At 68.9% G+C, this 17,200-nt stretch carries 16 protein-coding genes and 2 tRNA genes; 11 read left to right on the top strand and 7 right to left on the bottom strand.

Annotated features, from left to right (window positions below):
* Together ettA and ACK5IN_RS05495 are read left to right on the top strand one after the other, a co-directional pair.
* On the top strand, window positions 1-1,529 hold a 1,529-nt coding region (gene ettA, locus ACK5IN_RS05500), incomplete at its 5' end, for an energy-dependent translational throttle protein EttA (protein WP_416895200.1).
* Window positions 1,529-2,005, top strand: coding sequence for an acyl-CoA thioesterase (locus ACK5IN_RS05495; RefSeq protein WP_416895199.1), 477 nt, complete (start codon window positions 1,529-1,531; stop codon window positions 2,003-2,005). The genes ettA and ACK5IN_RS05495, both read left to right, overlap by 1 nt.
* Here the strand turns inward: ACK5IN_RS05495 and ACK5IN_RS05490 are convergent.
* Complete coding sequence (locus ACK5IN_RS05490) at window positions 1,989-2,879, bottom strand: acyl-CoA thioesterase (RefSeq protein ID WP_416895201.1); 891 nt, start codon at window positions 2,877-2,879, stop codon at window positions 1,989-1,991. The genes ACK5IN_RS05495 and ACK5IN_RS05490 overlap by 17 nt on opposite strands.
* Before the next feature lie 52 nt (window positions 2,880-2,931).
* On the opposite strand from ACK5IN_RS05490, the gene ACK5IN_RS05485 reads away from it, so the two are divergent.
* A complete protein-coding gene (locus tag ACK5IN_RS05485; protein ID WP_416895198.1) occupies window positions 2,932-3,609 on the top strand; it encodes a hypothetical protein in 678 nt (225 codons plus the stop codon).
* Here ACK5IN_RS05485 and ACK5IN_RS05480 read toward each other — a convergent pair.
* From ACK5IN_RS05480 to pepN, 4 genes are all read right to left on the bottom strand, one after another.
* On the bottom strand, window positions 3,537-3,977 hold the full coding sequence (locus ACK5IN_RS05480) for a hypothetical protein (RefSeq protein WP_416895197.1): 441 nt from the start codon (window positions 3,975-3,977) through the stop codon (window positions 3,537-3,539). The two genes, ACK5IN_RS05485 and ACK5IN_RS05480, sit on opposite strands and share 73 nt — an antisense overlap.
* Before the next feature lie 10 nt (window positions 3,978-3,987).
* The gene (locus ACK5IN_RS05475; protein WP_416895196.1) at window positions 3,988-4,398 is read right to left on the bottom strand and encodes a globin; all 411 of its coding nucleotides are present in this window, start codon (window positions 4,396-4,398) and stop codon (window positions 3,988-3,990) included.
* Window positions 4,395-5,453 carry a mechanosensitive ion channel family protein gene (locus ACK5IN_RS05470; protein WP_416895195.1) on the bottom strand — a complete coding sequence of 353 codons (1,059 nt, stop codon included), beginning with the start codon at window positions 5,451-5,453 and terminating at the stop codon, window positions 4,395-4,397. The genes ACK5IN_RS05475 and ACK5IN_RS05470 overlap by 4 nt, the downstream gene beginning before the upstream one ends.
* A gap of 142 nt (window positions 5,454-5,595) precedes the next feature.
* Entirely contained in the window at window positions 5,596-8,145 is a 2,550-nt protein-coding gene (pepN, locus tag ACK5IN_RS05465) for an aminopeptidase N (RefSeq protein ID WP_416895194.1), read from the bottom strand.
* Between the two features lie 213 nt (window positions 8,146-8,358).
* Between pepN and ACK5IN_RS05460 the strand changes: the two genes are divergently transcribed.
* From ACK5IN_RS05460 to ACK5IN_RS05445, 4 genes are read left to right on the top strand one after another with little or no spacing between them, the layout of a single operon-like run.
* On the top strand, window positions 8,359-8,841 hold the full coding sequence (locus ACK5IN_RS05460; protein ID WP_416895193.1) for a ribose-5-phosphate isomerase: 483 nt from the start codon (window positions 8,359-8,361) through the stop codon (window positions 8,839-8,841).
* Window positions 8,841-9,836, top strand: a complete 996-nt coding sequence (locus tag ACK5IN_RS05455) for an Fpg/Nei family DNA glycosylase (protein WP_416895192.1) — start codon at window positions 8,841-8,843, stop codon at window positions 9,834-9,836. The genes ACK5IN_RS05460 and ACK5IN_RS05455 overlap by 1 nt, the downstream gene beginning before the upstream one ends.
* Window positions 9,837-9,869: 33 nt before the next feature.
* On the top strand, window positions 9,870-10,520 hold the full coding sequence (locus ACK5IN_RS05450) for an FMN-binding negative transcriptional regulator (RefSeq protein WP_416895191.1): 651 nt from the start codon (window positions 9,870-9,872) through the stop codon (window positions 10,518-10,520).
* On the top strand, window positions 10,517-12,019 hold the full coding sequence (locus ACK5IN_RS05445; RefSeq protein ID WP_416895190.1) for an amidohydrolase: 1,503 nt from the start codon (window positions 10,517-10,519) through the stop codon (window positions 12,017-12,019). The genes ACK5IN_RS05450 and ACK5IN_RS05445 overlap by 4 nt, the downstream gene beginning before the upstream one ends.
* A 16-nt stretch (window positions 12,020-12,035) precedes the next feature.
* Here the strand turns inward: ACK5IN_RS05445 and ACK5IN_RS05440 are convergent, their stop codons facing one another.
* Window positions 12,036-12,518: a Dps family protein gene (locus ACK5IN_RS05440; RefSeq protein WP_416895189.1), complete on the bottom strand. Its 483-nt coding sequence runs from the start codon at window positions 12,516-12,518 to the stop codon at window positions 12,036-12,038.
* A 120-nt stretch (window positions 12,519-12,638) separates the two neighbouring features.
* Between ACK5IN_RS05440 and ACK5IN_RS05435 the strand changes: the two genes are divergently transcribed.
* The gene (locus ACK5IN_RS05435) at window positions 12,639-14,777 is read left to right on the top strand and encodes an acyltransferase family protein (protein WP_416895188.1); all 2,139 of its coding nucleotides are present in this window, start codon (window positions 12,639-12,641) and stop codon (window positions 14,775-14,777) included.
* A gap of 10 nt (window positions 14,778-14,787) precedes the next feature.
* The gene (locus tag ACK5IN_RS05430; protein ID WP_416895187.1) at window positions 14,788-15,363 is read left to right on the top strand and encodes a gamma carbonic anhydrase family protein; all 576 of its coding nucleotides are present in this window, start codon (window positions 14,788-14,790) and stop codon (window positions 15,361-15,363) included.
* Here the strand turns inward: ACK5IN_RS05430 and ACK5IN_RS05425 are convergent.
* Window positions 15,332-15,405, bottom strand: a tRNA-Gly gene (locus tag ACK5IN_RS05425). The two genes, ACK5IN_RS05430 and ACK5IN_RS05425, sit on opposite strands and share 32 nt — an antisense overlap.
* Before the next feature lie 106 nt (window positions 15,406-15,511).
* On the opposite strand from ACK5IN_RS05425, the gene ACK5IN_RS05420 reads away from it, so the two are divergent.
* A tRNA-Pro gene (locus ACK5IN_RS05420) sits at window positions 15,512-15,585 on the top strand.
* A 72-nt stretch (window positions 15,586-15,657) separates the two neighbouring features.
* A complete protein-coding gene (gene tig / locus ACK5IN_RS05415) occupies window positions 15,658-17,025 on the top strand; it encodes a trigger factor (RefSeq protein ID WP_416895186.1) in 1,368 nt (455 codons plus the stop codon).
* Window positions 17,026-17,200: the final 175 nt, after the last annotated feature.

Below are 17,200 nucleotides of genomic sequence, written 5' to 3'. Positions count from 1 at the left end.
CCGGGCTGGAGCAGCCCAGCAACGGCGAGGCGCGCCTGTCCCCGGGGTACAGCGTGGGCATCCTGCTGCAGGAGCCGCCGTTGGACGAGTCCAAGACGGTGCTCGGCAATGTCCAGGATGGCGTCGGGCCGATCAAGGCCAAGCTGGACCGCTTCAACGAGATCGGCGAGTTGATGGCCGATCCGGATGCCGACTTCGACGCGCTGCTGGAGGAGATGGGCAAGCTCCAGGCCGACATCGACGCGGCCGATGCCTGGGACCTGGACTCCCAGCTGGAGCAGGCGATGGATGCGCTGCGCTGCCCGCCCGGCGATGAGCCGGTCACCAACCTCTCCGGTGGTGAGCGCCGCCGCGTGGCCCTGTGCAAGCTGCTGCTGCAGAAGCCGGACCTGCTGCTGCTGGACGAGCCCACCAACCACCTCGACGCCGAGAGCGTGCAGTGGCTGGAGCAGCACCTGGCGAAGTATCCCGGCGCCGTCATCGCCGTCACCCACGACCGGTACTTCCTCGACCACGTCGCCGGCTGGATCGCCGAGGTCGACCGTGGGCGCCTCTACCCCTACGAGGGCAACTACTCCACGTACCTGGAGAAGAAGCAGGAGCGCCTGCAGATCCAGGGACGCAAGGACGCCAAGCTCGCCAAGCGACTCAAGGACGAGCTCGACTGGGTCCGGCAGAACGCCAAGGGTCGCCAGACCAAGTCCAAGGCACGGCTCGCCCGCTACGAGGAGATGGCCGCCGAGGCCGAGCGCACCCGCAAGCTCGACTTCGAGGAGATCCAGATCCCGCCCGGGCCGCGGCTGGGGCAGGTCGTGCTCGAGGCGAAGAACCTGCAGAAGGGGTTCGACGGGCGCAGTCTCATCTCCGGGCTCAGTTTCTCGCTGCCGCGCAACGGCATCGTCGGGATCATCGGTCCCAACGGTGTCGGCAAGACGACGCTGTTCAAGACCATCGTGGGGCTGGAGCCGCTCGACGGCGGCAACCTGAAGATCGGCGAGACCGTCGAGATCTCCTACGTCGACCAGTCGCGCGGCGGGATCGACCCGAACAAGACCCTCTGGGAGGTCGTCTCGGACGGGCTGGACTTCATCCAGGTGGGCAAGGTCGAGATCCCGTCCCGCGCCTACGTGTCGCAGTTCGGCTTCAAGGGACCCGACCAGCAGAAGAAGGCCGGGGTGCTCTCAGGGGGTGAGCGCAACCGGCTGAACCTCGCGCTCACGCTCAAGCAGGGCGGCAACCTGCTGCTGCTGGACGAGCCCACCAACGACCTCGATGTCGAGACCCTCGGCTCGCTCGAGAACGCGCTGCTCGAGTTCCCGGGCTGTGCCGTGGTGATCACGCACGACCGATGGTTCCTCGACCGCATCGCGACCCACATCCTCGCGTACGAGGGCACCGAGGATCAGCCCGATCAGTGGTACTGGTTCGAGGGCAACTTCGAGGCCTACGAAGAGAACAAGATCGCCCGTCTCGGCGCGGACGCGGCGAAGCCCCACCGCTCCACGTATCGCAAGCTCACCCGCGACTGATGCGCCTGCACGTCCCGATCCCGCTGCGATGGGGAGACCTCGACGCGTACAACCACGTCAACAACACAGCAATGCTGAAGATCCTCGAAGAGGCGCGCGTGCGCGCCTTCTGGTCGCCGGGGGACGGCGAGCCGGCACCCGAGACGGCGGTGATGGACTCGGGGCGGCGGGGCGACGGCATCCTCACCCTCATCGCCCGGCAGGAGATCGAGTATCTGGCGCCGGTGCCGTACCAGCGGCTGCCGCTGGACGTGCAGCTCTGGTTCGGTGGGCTCGGCGGCTCGAGCCTTGAGGTCTGCTATGAGGTGTGCAGCCCGCTCGAGGCAGCGGGAGAGCAGCAGGTGTATGCGCGTGCGGCGACGACCGTCGTGAAGGTGGATGCCGCGGCCGGCCGTCCCGTCCGGCTCAGCACCCAGGAGCGCGCGGTGTGGGAGCCCTACCTCGAGGAGCCGGTGCGCTTCACGCGCCGTCCCTGAGCTCGTCCGGCACGCGCACCATGACCTCCTGCGCGACGCTTGCCAGCAGCAGGCCCTCCCGCGAGTAGACGCGGCCCTGCGCGAGGCCTCGCCCGCCCACGGCGTTCGGTGACTCCTGCACGTAGAGCACCCATTCGTCGACCCGCCCGAAGCGGTGCCACCACATGGCATGGTCGAGGCTCGCGACCTTCATCCCGGGTGTCGACCACGCGATGCCGTGCGCCCGAAGGATCGGTTCCTGGATCGACAGGTCGCTCATGTACGCCAGCGCAGCCCGGTGCATCGCGGGGTCGTCCGGAAGCCGGCCGCGCGTGCGCATCCACACCGCCTGGTGGCGGGCCGGCTCGGCCGCCTCGACGTAGATGGGCGCCGACACATGCCGCAGCTCGACCGGACGGTGCCGGAACAGCCGGTTGCTCTTCGGGTGCACACCCGGCAGCTGGTCCTCGACGTCCGAGAGCTGCTCCGGGGGCGGGATGTCGGCGGGCATCGGAACCTGGTGGTCCAGGCCGGGGCCCTCATCCTGGAACGACGCGATCATCGAGAAGATGGGCACGCCCTCTTGGTAGGCCTGCGTGCGGCGCGTCGAGAACGAACGCCCGTCGTGGATGCGATCGATGGCGAAAGTGATGCCCTTGGTCGAGTCCCCGGGGCGCAGGAAGTAGCCGTGCATCGAGTGCACGGTGCGCTCCGGCGAGAGTGTGCGCGACGCGGCGATGATGCTCTGCGCGAGCACCTGTCCGCCGTAGACGCGGCCGAGGGGCATGAACTGCGACACGCCCGTGAAGATGTCCTCGCTGGTGCGGGCGTCCGACTCGGCGAGGTCGAGCACCTCCAGCAGTGCGCCGACGTGCTCGTCGTTGGTCGCCTCCATGCTCACGGGTCTCCTCGTCCGGCGTCGGATACTCGCTTGGTAGCTTAGGGCGATGGTCGTGCGTCTGATGTTCACCGATCCCGAATCGGCCGCCGACGCGCTCACGTTCGCGGGCCGTGTCGCCCGCCTCGGCGAGGACGCCGTGCGTCTGCAGGCGCAGGACGGCGTTCTCGTGATGACGGCCGCGGCGCTGTTCCCGCGAGGGCTCGGAGATGCGACGCCGACCGTGCTGGGAGTGCGAGCGCTTGCGGTCGACCCGGAGCTCGTGTGCGACATCGTCGTCAGCGCGACGGCGCTCGCGCTCGCCCCCGAGGATGCGAGTGCGGTGGTCCTGCCGCCGACAGGCCTGGCGCCCGCGTGGGCAGGGGTGGCTCCGCCTCGCTCCGGATGGCATGCCGCACCCGGGCTCGACGCGGCACGCGTCGCCGAGAAGGCCCACGGTGGGATGGCGCGCGTCGCACGCGCGGTGCCGGCCGACGCGGGCGACGATGCGGTGCGTGCCGTGCGCAGCGCGGTGTGGGGAGAACCCGATGACGAGCTCGGGGGCGTGCCGGTGGGTGTGACGTTCGCGGCGGTCACGCTCGGGTTCGTCCACGGCGCCGAACAGGTGCGTGTGTTCGGCTCGGGCCGCTGGACACGTCTGTCGTTCCGGCGTGGTCACGTGCTGACGAGGGGGCCCGTGGCATCCGGGCTGTCACCGGTGCGCACCACCGGAACAGCGGGACCGTAGTGCCACATGCGGTCACCGTTGATGAGTCGTGCCCCCACGTAGCCGCGTGCGGCACCGGACGGGGCCAGCACCTCGCCGGCCGCACCCACCACCGTGTCGCCGTCGCGCAGCAGCCGGGTCACCCGGTGCCGGGGGAGCACCGTGGCCCTGCCCTCCGCCAGCCGTTGGAAAGGGGCGACGACGCCGGGGCCGGTTTCCCACGTGACGTGGAACCGGGGCACTGAGTTGCCCGGGCCCAGCGCGGTGCATCCGCCGCGCTCCGCGCAGCTGCCGAACGACCACCACGCCTGACCGCCGAGGTTCGTGCGCGGTTCCTGGTCGACGATCGTGACGCGCTTATCGGCCGCGAAAGTCTCGCTCGCGGCCACGAGGCCGGCGTCAGGGTGCCTCGGTTCCGGGGGTGGGCTCGAACGTGTTCACCATCGCATGCGCAGCCCGGTCCAGATAGTCCCACAGCGTCTGCTCGTGCAACGGCGGCAGCTGCAGTTCGTCGAGCGCGGTGCGCATATGCGACAACCAGCGATCGCGGGCGTCGGGATTGACGTGGAAGGCGACATGCCGCATGCGCAGTCGCGGATGACCGCGCTGCGCGCTGTACGTGCCCGGACCGCCCCAGTACTGTTCCAGGAACATCCGCAGGCGGTCTGCGGCCGGGCCAAGGTCTGCCTCGGGGTACATCGGCCTGAGCACAGGATCTGCCGCGACCTCACGGTAGAACACCTCGACCAGTCGTTGGAACGTGTCGTGCCCGCCCACCTGCTCGTAGAAGCTTGCCGTCTCGTCGGTCATTCCGTCGCTCCGCTCTGGGCATCGCCCTTGCCCCGGCGCAGCTTCCACACCGGCCGCGCGGCGGGCGGGGGTGCGACGGCGGTCGGCTTCGTCTTGGGCGGGTTCGCACCGCGCACGCGCTGTGCGCCCTCCACTCCGGTCAGCACGACGGAGTTCAACGCCGGCGGCACGATGCCCTGGGCCTGCAAGGCGGCCTTGACGCGCATGCGCAGTTCGCTCGCCACATCGTCCTTGGCGTTTGCACGCGTCTTCATGACGAGCCGGATCACCAGCGTGTCACCCGTCACGGACTCGAGACCCCAGACCTCGGGCTGCTCCAGGATGCGGGTGCGCCACTTGGGGTCCGCTCGCATGCCGCGTGCCGTCTCGAGCAGGAGTTGCTCGACGGCGGCGATGTCGATGTCGAGCGGCAGCGCGATGTCGAGGATGACGCGGGACCAGCCCTGCGACATGTTGCCGATGCGGGTGATCTCGCCGTTGCGGACGTACCAGAGCGTGCCGTTGACGTCGCGCACATGAGTGATGCGCACGCTCACGTACTCGACCACCCCTGTGGCCAGTCCGACGTCGACGACGTCGCCGATGCCGACCTGATCCTCGGCGACGATGAAGATGCCGTTGAGCACGTCCTTGACGATGTTCTGGGCGCCGAAGCCGAGGCCGGCGCCGACGGCGGCCGTGATGAGGGCGAGCGAGCCGAGCGCCGTCGGCACGAGGACGTTGAGGATGAGGATGAGCGCGATGATCACGAGCGCGATGTTCGTGATGTTCTGCAGGATGGTGCCCAGCGTGCGGGTGCGCTGCACGATGCGCACCTGCGCGAGCGGGGACGCTTCGATCGCACGCGTGTCGTCGACGTTGGCCTTGCTCTTGGCCCCCGAGACGATGCGGTTCACGATGCGCCGGATCACCAGGCGTAGCAGCACGGAGATAAGACACGTGACGACGATGATGACCGCGGTCAGCAGCAGCTTGAGCCCCACCGCAGCGATGACCTCGCCGAACGTGTGCCAGAACGACGGCTCGGGGTCCGTCGTGATGAAAGGTGTGCGCATCGACTCGATCCTAGTGAGGCCACGGCCCGGAATCGTCGACCAGACCCGTGCGGTGGGCGAGGATCACGGCGGTCTTGTCGCCGTGCCGCTGGGTGAGGTGCTCGGCAGTGACCCGGGGATGGGTCGTACCATGGTGCCGATCTCAGCCCTGGGCGTCGCGCTCCTGCACGGCGAGCGCGCGCTCGACACCGGCGAGGTTCTCGCCCACGAGGCGGCGCAGCGCGGGGATCTCGGAATTCGCATCGAGCCACGCCCGCGTCGCGTCGCGCAGCGCGGTGTTCGCGAGTGCGGCCGGGTAGAGGCCGACGATGAGGTAGTTCGCGATCTGGTACGTGCGTCCCTTCCAGATCGGCTCGAGCACGGTGAAGTACGGCTCGATGAACGACGCTGCCAGGTCGCGGCCGGTCGGATGCTGCAGACCGAGTGCTGTGGCGCGCACGATCGTGTTCGGGAGCTTGTCGCTGTCGACGAGCGAGTCCCACGCCGCCTGTTTGGCCTCGGCGGTGGGGATCGCCGCCTTGGCGGTGGCGGCTGCTTCCGCGCCCTTGGCGGTGTTGTCGGCCGCGAGGGCGGCGTCGATGTCTGCCGCGGTGGCGGCTCCACCTGCGGCGAGCCCGACAAGCAACTGCCACGACAGGTCGGTATCGATCTCCAATCCGTCGAGCGTGACCTCGCCCTCGCGCAGCTGCCGGAGCACCTCGGCGTGCGCCGGGGTCGCGGCGGCCTGGGCGAAGGCGGTGACGAACTGGAACTGGCTGTCGCTACCGGCCTCGGCCGCCTGGGCAAGCACCCATAGGCCGTCGGCGACCTTGCGGCGCGTCGTCTCGCGCACGGCAGGGTCGACGTACGCGTTGGCGGCGAGCTGCAGCTGCGCCAGCGTCGTGCGCACCGTGGTCGACTCGGTCTCACGGCCGATATTGCGCAGCACCAGGTCGACGTAGTCCGAGGCCGAGGCCTCGGCATCCCGGGTCTGATCCCAGGCCGCACCCCACACGAGCGAGCGGGCCAGGGGATCGGCGATATCGCCGAGGTACTCGATCGCGGTGGCCAGCGATCGCTCGTCGAGGCGGATCTTGGCGTAGGCCAGGTCGCCGTCGTTGAGCAGAACGAGGTCGGGGCGGGCGAGGCCGACGAGCTCGGGAACCTCGGTGCGGTCGCCGTCCACGTCGAGCTCGACCTGGTGCACGAGCACGAGGGCTCCGTCCTTCAGGCTGTAGAACCCGATGCCCAGGCGGTGGGGCCGGATCGTGGGATAGTCGGCCGGTGCGGTCTGCACGACCGCGAACCGGGTGATCGCCTGCCCTGAGCCATCGGTCTCGATCACCGGCGACAGTGTGTTGACACCGGCGGTCTCGAGCCACTTCTTCGACCACGAGGACAGTTCGCGGCCGCTGGTGGCCTCGAGCTCGACGAGCAGGTCGCGCAGCTCGGTGTTGCCCCACGCATGCGCGCGGAAGTAACGGCCCACGCCCGCGAAGAACGCGTCGATGCCCACCCAGGCGGCGAGCTGATTGAGCACCGAGCCGCCCTTGGCGTAGGTGATGCCGTCGAAGTGGACCTGGACGTCTTCGCGGTCGTTGATCTCGGCGACCACCGGGTGCGTCGAGGGCAGCTGGTCCTGCCGATACGCCCAGCTCTTCTCCATGGCGTTGAAGGTGGTCCACGCCTCGGTCCACTCCGTCGCCTCGGCGGTGGCGATGGTCGAGGCCCATTCGGCGAACGACTCGTTGAGCCACAGGTCGTTCCACCACTTCATCGTGACGAGGTCGCCGAACCACATGTGCGCGAGTTCGTGCAGGATCGTGACGACACGGCGCTCCTTCACGGCGTCGGTCACCTTGCCGCGGAACACGTAGGTCTCGGTGAAGGTAACCGCACCGGCGTTCTCCATGGCGCCCGCGTTGAACTCGGGTACGAACAGCTGGTCGTACTTCTCGAAGGGGTAGGGGTAACCGAACTTCTCCTCGAAGTAGGCGAAGCCCTTGCGGGTGATGTCGAACACGTCGTCGGAGTCGAGGTACTGCCACAGGCTCTTCCGTGCGTACACTCCGAGCGGCACGACACGGCCTGACGAGCTGGTGAGTTCGGAGAACGTCGACTCGTAGGGCCCGGCGATGAGGGCCGTGATGTACGACGAGATGCGCTGGGTGGGCTCGAAGGCCCATGTCGCCTTGCCCGGGCCGGCGGGGCTCGGGTCGGGGGTGGGTGCGTTGGAGACGACCTTCCAGTTCTCGGGTGCGGTCACCGTGAACTCGAAAGTGGCCTTGAGGTCGGGCTGCTCGAAGACCGCGAACATGCGGCGCGAGTCGGGCACTTCGAACTGGCTGTACAGATACACCTCGTCATCGACCGGGTCGACGAACCGATGCAGGCCCTCGCCCGTGTTCGTGTACAGGCAGTCGGCGTCGATGAGCAACTCGTTGTCGGCGGCCAGCTCACTGAGCACGATCCGCGAGTCGGCAAACGCCGTGGCGGGGTCGATCGAGCGGCCGTTGAGGGTGATCTCGTGCACACCGCGGGCGATGAGGTCGATGAACGTCGTGGTGCCCTCGGTGGCGGTGAAGCGCACGAGGGTTCGCGAACCGAAGATCTCCGGTCCCTTGGTGAGGTCGAGCTCGATGGCGTACGACTCGGTGCTGACGGTGGCGCGGCGTTCCTGCGCCTCGATGCGGGTGAGATTCTCTCCAGGCACTGCACTGTCTCCCGTGGGGTTGTGGGGTTCATGCCGCAGGAAGGCGCTGTTGGCAGCCGGCGACAACCGTTACAGCCTACGTGACGCCGTCCTGGTGCCGCGCGTGTGCGATCGCCCTCGACCTGTAGAGGGGATGTCGGCACGGTGCTGATGAGATGGTGTATTCCTCGTATCGAATCTCGCTCTCGCCACGGAGTTCCTAGGATGGGTGCCATGCGCATCCATATCGCGACCGATCATGCCGGCCTCGAGTTCTCGACCCGATTGCAGGCCCACCTCGCGCACCAGGGGCACGAGGTGATCGATCACGGTCCCACGGCCTACGACCCGGTCGACGACTATCCGGCCTTCTGCATCCGCGCGGCACAGGGTGTCGTGCGCGACCAGAACGCCGAGGTCGACGCACTCGGCGTCGTGTTCGGCGGCTCGGGCAACGGCGAGCAGATCTCCGCGAACAAGGTGCACGGCGCGCGCGCGGCACTGGTGTGGAACATGTCCACCGCCGAGCTCGCGCGCCAGCACAACGACGCCAACATCGTCGCGATCGGCGCCCGTCAGCACACGTTCGACGAGGCCGCAGCCTTCATCGACCGCTTCATCGCCACGCCGTTTTCGGGCGAGGAACGCCATGTGCGCCGCATTGCGCAGATCGCCGCGTTCGAGGCCGACGGATCACTCAAACCCGAGGCGCGCTGATGCCGGAGGGGCACTCGGTCCATCGCATCGCGCGCCAGTTCGACCGCAACTTCGTGGGGCGCACGGCCGCGGCATCCAGCCCGCAGGGTCGCTTCGCCGAGGGCGCGGCGATCATCGACGGATGCACCGCGACCCGCGTCCGTGCGCAGGGCAAGCAGATGTTCCTCGAGTTCGACGACGGCCTCTGGCTGCGCGTGCACCTCGGCATCTACGGCGCGTGGGACTTCGCCGGCGAGATCGCCGTGGACCCGACCATCGCCGCGACCAACGGACGGATGGGCCAGACCAACCAGCGCGGCACGACCGTGGAGGCTGTCCTCGACGACACGGGGGAGAACTCGCTGACCTCGATCGGCGCACCGCGGCATACCCGCATGCAGGTGCGCATGTCGGAGCAGACGACAGGGCTGGCCGACGGGGGCGGTGAGTGGCCGCCGCCCGTGGTCGGTCAGGTGCGGCTGCGTCTGCTCACCGACACGACCTGCGCGGACCTGCGCGGACCGACGGCATGCGAGCTTCAGACGCCTGACGAGATGCTCGCGACGCTCGCCCGGCTCGGACCCGACCCGCTCGTGGACGACCTCGACGATGCGGAGGCGCGGTTCGTCACGGCCGTGCGGCGACGCCAGACGCCGATCGCGCTGCTGCTCATGGATCAGGCTGTGGTCGCTGGGATCGGCAACGTCTATCGTGCCGAGATGCTGTTCCGTGCCCGGCTCGACCCGCACACCCCCGGCCGCGACCTGCCGGAGGATGTCGTGCGCGCACTGTGGTGGGACTGGGTGCACCTGCTCGGCATCGGGGTGGAGACCGGCCAGATGATGACGATGGACGACCTGTCGCCCGACGCCTGGCGGCGCGCGATGGCCAGCCGCGACGACCGGCACTGGGTGTATCGCCGGGCGGGCCTGCCGTGCCGCGTGTGCGGCACGGGGATCGTTCTCGAAGAGCTCGGTGCGCGGAAGCTGTACTGGTGCCCCTGCTGTCAGGCCTGAGCCGTGCCGCTGGGGTGCGCCTAGGCTGATCGTATGCGCCAGAATCCCAGTTTCGCCATGACCGATGTCACGGAGCTGCGACGGCTCGTCGACCGCCACCCGTGGGTGACGCTGGTGAGCGACACCGAGCACGGACTCACCGCCTCGCACTATGCGGTGCTGCTCGACGACGACCGCGACGACCTCACGATCGTCGGGCACGTCGGCAGGCCGGACGACCTCGTCCTCGGGCTCGGCGAGCGCGAGCTGCTCGTCGTCGTTCAGGGTCCGCACGGCTACGTCTCGCCCGGCTGGTACGGCGAGATCGAGGCCGTACCGACGTGGAACTTCGTCTCGGCGCATCTGAGCGGAGTGCCCGAGATCCTCTCGCCGGAGGAGAACCTGCGCGTGCTCGAGCGACTCGTCGAACGGTTCGAGATTCGCCTGCCCGACCCTCGTCTGATGTGGCGGCCGCCGAACACTCCCGAGTTCGTGCACAAGCTTGCGAAGGGCACGGTGGGCTTCCGGTTGACGCCCACGAGGGTCGTCGCCAAGCGCAAGCTGAGCCAGAACAAGCCTGCCGAGATCGCCGAGACCGTCATCTCCGAGCTGTCCGGAACCGGTCCGTACGCGTCACCCGAGCTGGCTGCCGAGATGCGCCGCGCGCACGACCAGATGGCCGCAGCCCGCGGCACCGCGTCGTGACGCGCGCACGCGGCGACGAGGTCGCCGTCGTCGCCGACGTGCGCCTGCCGGGCGGGGCCGATCCGTTCGGCGGTGCGCTGGTCGATGTGCACATCGCCCAGGGGCGGATCCGCGACGTCGCCCCGGCCGCCGCCCTGCCGCGCCGCGGAAGCGTGCTCGACGGCGGCGGCGCGTGGCTCATCCCCGGCCTGTGGGACCACCATGTGCACACCGTGCAGTGGGCGTTGTCGGCCCAGCGCCTCGACCTCTCGTCCGCGGCGTCGGCCGCCCACGCAGCACGGCTCATGTCCGAGGCGCCAGTCGTGACGGGCGGGCGCCGGGTCGGCTGCGGCTTCCGCGACGGACTGTGGCCGGATGCGCCCACGCGCGCCGTGCTGGACGCGATGACGGGAGAGGTGCCGACCTACCTCGTCAACGCCGATCTGCACAGCGTCTGGCTGAACGGAGCCGCACTGCGGCGCGAGGGCTTGCCCCTCGACGATGCGGGGGTGGTGCGCGAGGAGCCGGCGTTCGAGATCTCCCGTCGGCTCAACGACGTGGGTGCGCAGGCGGCCGATCGCGCGGTTGCCGAGATGGCGGCCGCGGCCGCGGCCAGAGGCGTGGTGGGCCTCGTCGATTTCGACATGGCGTGGAACGAGGATGCCTGGGCACGCCGTCTCGCCGCGGGATTCGACGTGCTGCGCATCGAGTTCGGGATCTACCCGGCCGACCTCGAGCGGGCGCTCGACGAGGGGCTGCGTACCGGAGACGTCGTGCGCGGCGCGACATCGGATCTCGTGCGGGTCGGGGCGCTGAAGGCGATCACCGACGGCTCACTGGGAACGCGCACGGCGGCATGCTCCCACGCCTACCCGGGTGACCCGCACAACCACGGCACGCTGACGATCGCCCCAAACGAGCTGCGGCGCCTCATGACCGCTGCCACGGCCGGGGGCATCCGTTGCGCGATCCACGCGATCGGGGATGTCGCGAACACGCACGCGCTCGACGCATTCGCCGCCACCGGCGCATGGGGTTCCATCGAGCATGCCCAGCTGGTGGCGCACGCCGATCTGCCGCGGTTCGCACGCCTCGGGGTCGCGGTGAGCGTGCAGCCCGAGCATGCCGTCGACGACCGCGACCTGACGGACGAGCTGTGGGCGCAGCAGACCGCTCTGGCCTACCCGCTGCGTGCCCTGTCCGACACCGGGGCGACCCTGCGGTTCGGCTCCGACGCGCCGGTGGCACCCCTCGATCCGTGGGCGGCGATGGCGTCGGCGGTATGGCGAGCGCGTGACGGGCGCGAACCCTGGCACATCGAACAGTCGCTGGACGCGGCCACAGCCCTCGCCGCTTCGACGCGCGGCGGCAGCGGGCCGGGATCGGCGATGATCGAGCCGGGTGCCGTGGCCGATCTGGTCGTATGCGCCCACGACCCGATGACCGCCACCGAGCAGACACTACGGGGAATGCCGGTGGCGGCCACCATGATCGGCGGCCGGCTCACACACGTGGTGTGAGCCGGCCCCCGTCGTACTACTCGGCCAGGTGGGCGACGAGGAACCAGCGGTCCTTCTCGAGGCCTTGCTTGATCGCGATCGCGATGTCCTGACTGGTCAGATCGACCTCGTCGAGGCCGTCGATCGCAGCCTGCAAGTCGGTGATGATGGGGTCGATATCGGCGATCACGTCGCGCACCATATGTTCCCACTGCACGAAGCCGGCCTGCACCGCGGACGAGGACTTCTCAGCGACGGTGCTGACGCGCGCATCGACCGGCAGGCCGAGGGCGACGACACGCTCGGCGGCATCGTCTGCCCAGCCCTGCGCGTGCTCCACGACCGAGTCGAGCAGCTGGTGGATCGCAATGAAGTTCGCCCCACGCACGTTCCAGTGCGCCTGCTTTCCATTGACGGCAAGCGCCTGGAGCCGGAGCACGACGGGGGAGAGGAACTGGGCGCTGGCGGCGGCGACTGTGGGGTCGACGGCGGCTGCGGGAGTGGTCTGCGTCTTGGTCATTTCTCGCCTCCGAACGGGCGATCTCCGGTGGATCGTGCCCTATCGAGTTCAACGCTACTCACCGCAGAACATTCCGCAAGCAAGCGCAGGCTGGGCTAACAAAGCGGGTACCTTCGAGGGGTGCCATCCGCCGATCGTGATCTGGACCCGCAGGACCTCGACCAGCCCCGACGCCTTCGCCGTCACCTCCCGAAGGATCGCTCGCCCGAGCATGCGGAGCCGGCCCGGTTCATCCCGCACATGCAGGGCCTGCGCGCGATCGCCGTGCTGTTCGTGGTGCTGTACCACTTCTGGCCCGGAAGGCTGCCCGGCGGGTATGTCGGCGTCGACGTCTTCTTCGTGATCTCGGGGTTCCTCATCACGGGGCACCTCATGCGCGAACTGACGGCGACCGGGGGCGTGCGGCTCGCCCAGTTCTGGGCGCGGCGCGCGCGGCGGCTCCTGCCGGCATCCCTCCTGGTCCTGCTCTTCTGCGCACTCTGCGTGATGTCGCCCTATCTCATGCCGACCTCGTCGCTGCCGAACGAAGTGCAGGAGATCGTCGCCTCGACCTTCTACGTCGAGAACTGGTTCCTCGCCTTCACCTCTGCCGACTATCTCAACTACGGCGGCGAGCCGACGACGGTGCAGCACTACTGGTCACTGTCCCTTGAAGAGCAGTTCTACGTCCTATGGCCGCTGCTCATGCTGCTGGCGGCATGGATCGCGGTGAAGTGGCTCAAGGGCGATCGCCGTCGCATGGTGATCGTCGTGCTGGGGGTCGTGTCGGCGGCATCCCTCGTCTTCTGCGTCGTCTTCACCCTCACCGACCCCGCACCGGCGTACTTCGTCACCTTCGGGCGCATGTGGCAGTTCGGCCTCGGCGCGCTCATCGCACTCGTGCCGATGCTGCGCGTGCGTAACGCCGCCGCGAGCTTCGTGCTCGGGTGGGGCGGTGTGCTGCTGCTGCTGTACGTGGCCTTCACCTTCGACGCGCTCACGCCCTTCCCGGGCTACGCGGCGCTGCTGCCCGCTCTCGGAGCGGCGGCGATCATCTCGGCATCCAACACCGCGCGCTGGTGGTACCCGACACGCGTGCTGTCGTGGCGTCCCGCCCAGTTCGTCGGCGACATCTCGTATTCGCTGTACCTGTGGCACTGGCCGCTGATCATCATCGCCCCGTCGGTGCCGTTCTGGGGTCTGACGATCTATCACCGCGTCGCCCTGCTGGTGCTGTGCTTCGTGCTCGCCTGGCTCACCAAACGGTTCGTGGAAGACCCGTTCCGCCGCTTCCGACCCCTCACTTCGCGTCCGGCGTACGTCACCCTCTGGTCGTCGCTCGTGGCGATGCTGGTGGTCGCCGGCACGGCCGGCGCCGCCTGGGCGGTCAACGCCCCGGCCTACCGCGACGGTGTGCAGGCGATCCAGGAGCTGCGCGAGTACCCGCCCGCGTGCTTCGGAGCGGCCGCCGTGCTCGACACCGACTGTGCCCAGACCGAATGGGGGGACACGATCCTGCCCGCACCGGGCTTCGCAGGCGTCGACCAGCCCGCCGACGACCAGTGCTTCATGCAGCTCAACGACGCACGACCGGTCTCGTGCACCTTCGGATCGGATGCCGCCGACGCGCCCCGGATCGCGTTGGTCGGCGACAGCCACGCGTATCAGCTGCTGCCCACCTTCACGCGCATGGCCGAGCAGAACGGCTGGCGCCTGGTCACCTTCTTCAAGGGTGCCTGCCCGTGGAGCACCACCCCGATCTCAGCCTCTGGAGCCTTCGGCGCCGCGTGTGGCGAGTGGCGCGATGCGGTGCGACCCGTGCTGGACGGCATGGAGCTGGACGCCGTGTTCACCGCCTCGCTGGCGACCACGCCGTTCGCCGCCGCGGGGTACGACTCCTCGTTCGATGCGGCCGTCGCCGGCTACCGGTCCGCGTGGGCGGATTTCACCGAGCGCGGCATCCCGGTCATCACGGTGGCCGACAACCCCACCTGGGAGACCGACCCCAACAAGTGCCTGCGCACGCGACCGCAGGCCGACTGCGTGGGCGTGCGCAGCGAAGTCCTCCACGAAGACCCCGTGGTCGCGGCGGCCGCCGTGGCACCTGGCGTCACGCTGCTCGACTTCACCGACGTGTACTGCGACGCGACGACGTGCTTTCCCGTCGTGGGCGGCGCCAACCTCTATCGCGATCAGGACCACCTCACCGTCACCTTCGCCGACACGCTGAGCCCCTGGTACACGCGGGCGATCGAAGAGGCGCTCGCGGCGACCGGCTAGGGTCGGTGCCATGACGATCGCCGAAGGTGCCACTGTCCAGTCCGTCGCGGGGAAGACCCCGCAGCTCGACGAGACATCGTTCATCGCCGCCGGCGCGCGGGTCCTCGGCGGGGTAACGCTCGGCCCCGGCGCAAGCGTCTGGTACAACGCCGTGCTGCGTGCGGACGGCGACACGATCACCGTCGGAGCGGGCAGCAATCTGCAGGACAACGTGTCGGTGCACGTGGATGTCGGAAAGCCCGTGGTCATCGGCGAGAACGTGTCGGTGGGGCACAACGCGGTCATCCACGGCTGCACCATCGAGGACGGTTCGCTGATCGGTATGGGCGCGGTGGTGCTCAACGGCGCGCGCATCGGCGCGGGCACGCTCGTCGCGGGCGGCGCGGTCGTGCTCGAGGGCGCAGAGATCCCGCCCGGCTCGCTGGTGGCGGGGGTACCGGCCAAGGCGCGGCGCGAGCTGACGCCGGAGGAGCGGACGGGTCTGCTGCAGAACGCGGAGGTCTACCGCACCGGGCACGTCAGCGAACACGTCGCCGAGCAGGTCGCGTCGGATGTGGAGGGGATGACGGGAATCGAACCCGCGTAGCCAGTTTGGAAGACTGGGGCTCTACCATTGAGCTACATCCCCGCGGCCCGAGAATCGGGCAAGCCAATCGTAGTACACGCGCACTCGTCATCCGCGCCGCGGGTGTCGGCTAGACTTGCCGGGGTCGTTTCGGCGCCATGTGCGCACCCGGGGCGTAGCTCAGCTTGGTAGAGCGCCCGCTTTGGGAGCGGGAGGCCGCAGGTTCAAATCCTGTCGCCCCGACGACGACCTCCCACCGACCTTCACCCGCGGCGCGTTCCCGCGTGCGGCAGACACCGAGGAGAACGAACACACATGGTGAACAGCACCGTCGAGCAGCTCAGCCCCACGCGCGTGAAGCTGCACATCACGGTCACGCCGGAAGAGCTCAAGCCGAGCGTCACGCACGCGTACGAGCACATCGCCGAGGACGTGCAGGTCCCCGGCTTCCGCAAGGGCAAGGTGCCCGCCCCGATCATCGATCAGCGCATCGGCCGCGGTGCCGTGATCGAGCACGCCGTCAATGAAGGGCTCGACCGCTTCTACCGTGAGGCCGTTGCCGAGCACGACGTCAAGGTGCTCGGCAAGCCCAGCGCCGACATCGCCGAGTGGCCGAGCGACAAGGACTTCTCCGGTGACCTTGTGGTCGACATCGAGGTCGATGTGCGCCCGGCCTTCGAGCTGCCGGCCTACGAGGGGCTGACCGTCACCGTCGACGCGGTCGAGGTGGACGACGCGGCCGTCGAGGCCGAGCTCGAGCGCCTGCGCGGTCGCTTCGGCACGCTGGTGACCGTCGACCGCCCGGCCGCGACCGGCGACTTCGTCGAGCTCGATCTGGTCGCCACGATCGACGATTCCGAGATCGACCGGGCCGAGGGCGTGTCGTACGAGGTCGGCTCGGGCGAGCTGCTCGAAGGCATCGACGAGGCCGTGGACTCACTCACCGCGGGAGAGCAGACCACGTTCCGCTCGCAGCTCGTCGGCGGCGACCACGCAGGCGAAGAGGCCGAGGTGTCCGTCACGATCACGAGCGTCAAGGAGCGCGAACTGCCCGATGCGGACGACGACTTCGCCCAGATCGCCAGCGAGTTCGATACCATCGCCGAGCTGCGCGAGAGCCTTGCCGAGCGGGTCGGCCAGCAGTCGGTGTTCACGCAGGGCGCAGCCGCCCGTGACAAGCTGGTCGAGCAACTGCTCGAGACCGTTGATATCCCCGTGCCCCCGGCCCTCATCGAGGACGAGGTGCACCGCCACCTCGAGTCCGAGGGCCGCTTGGAGGACGACGAGCACCGCACCGAGGTCACCGAGGCCAGCGAGAAGCAGTTCAAGACCCAGATCCTGCTCGACTCGATCGCCGAGAAGTCAAGCGTCGACGTGTCGCAGGAGGAGCTGACGCAGTACATCGTGCAGTCCGCCGCGCAGTACGGCATGGCACCCCAGGAGTTCGTCGAGATCATCCAGCAGAACAACCAGCTGCCGGTGCTCGTGGGAGAGGTCGCCCGCAACAAGGCCCTGGCCGTCGCACTCGGCCAGGTGACCGTCGTCGACACGAACGGTAACCCCGTCGATCTGACCGGCTTCATCGGCCCCGACGAAGAGGAGACCGCCGAAGAGGAGGTCGTCGAGGAGGCGCAGGAGATCGCCGACGCCGCCGCCGATGCGGAGGCCGCAGACGACAAGTAGTCGCAGAACGACGGATGCCTCGGCCGCACGCGTGCGCCGAGGCATCCACCGTCTCTGCCATCCGACTCTGCCCAGGGCGAACACGCGCGAACGCGGGAATCGGCGCCGGTAGATTCGAAGGCACGCAATCAATCAGGAGTGAACATGGCCGAACCCCTTGTCGCGACGAGCGTCT

Source organism: Microbacterium sp., from assembly GCF_047971895.1.
GTDB lineage: Bacteria > Actinomycetota > Actinomycetes > Actinomycetales > Microbacteriaceae > Microbacterium.
This window is presented reverse-complemented; position numbering and strand designations above follow the sequence as displayed.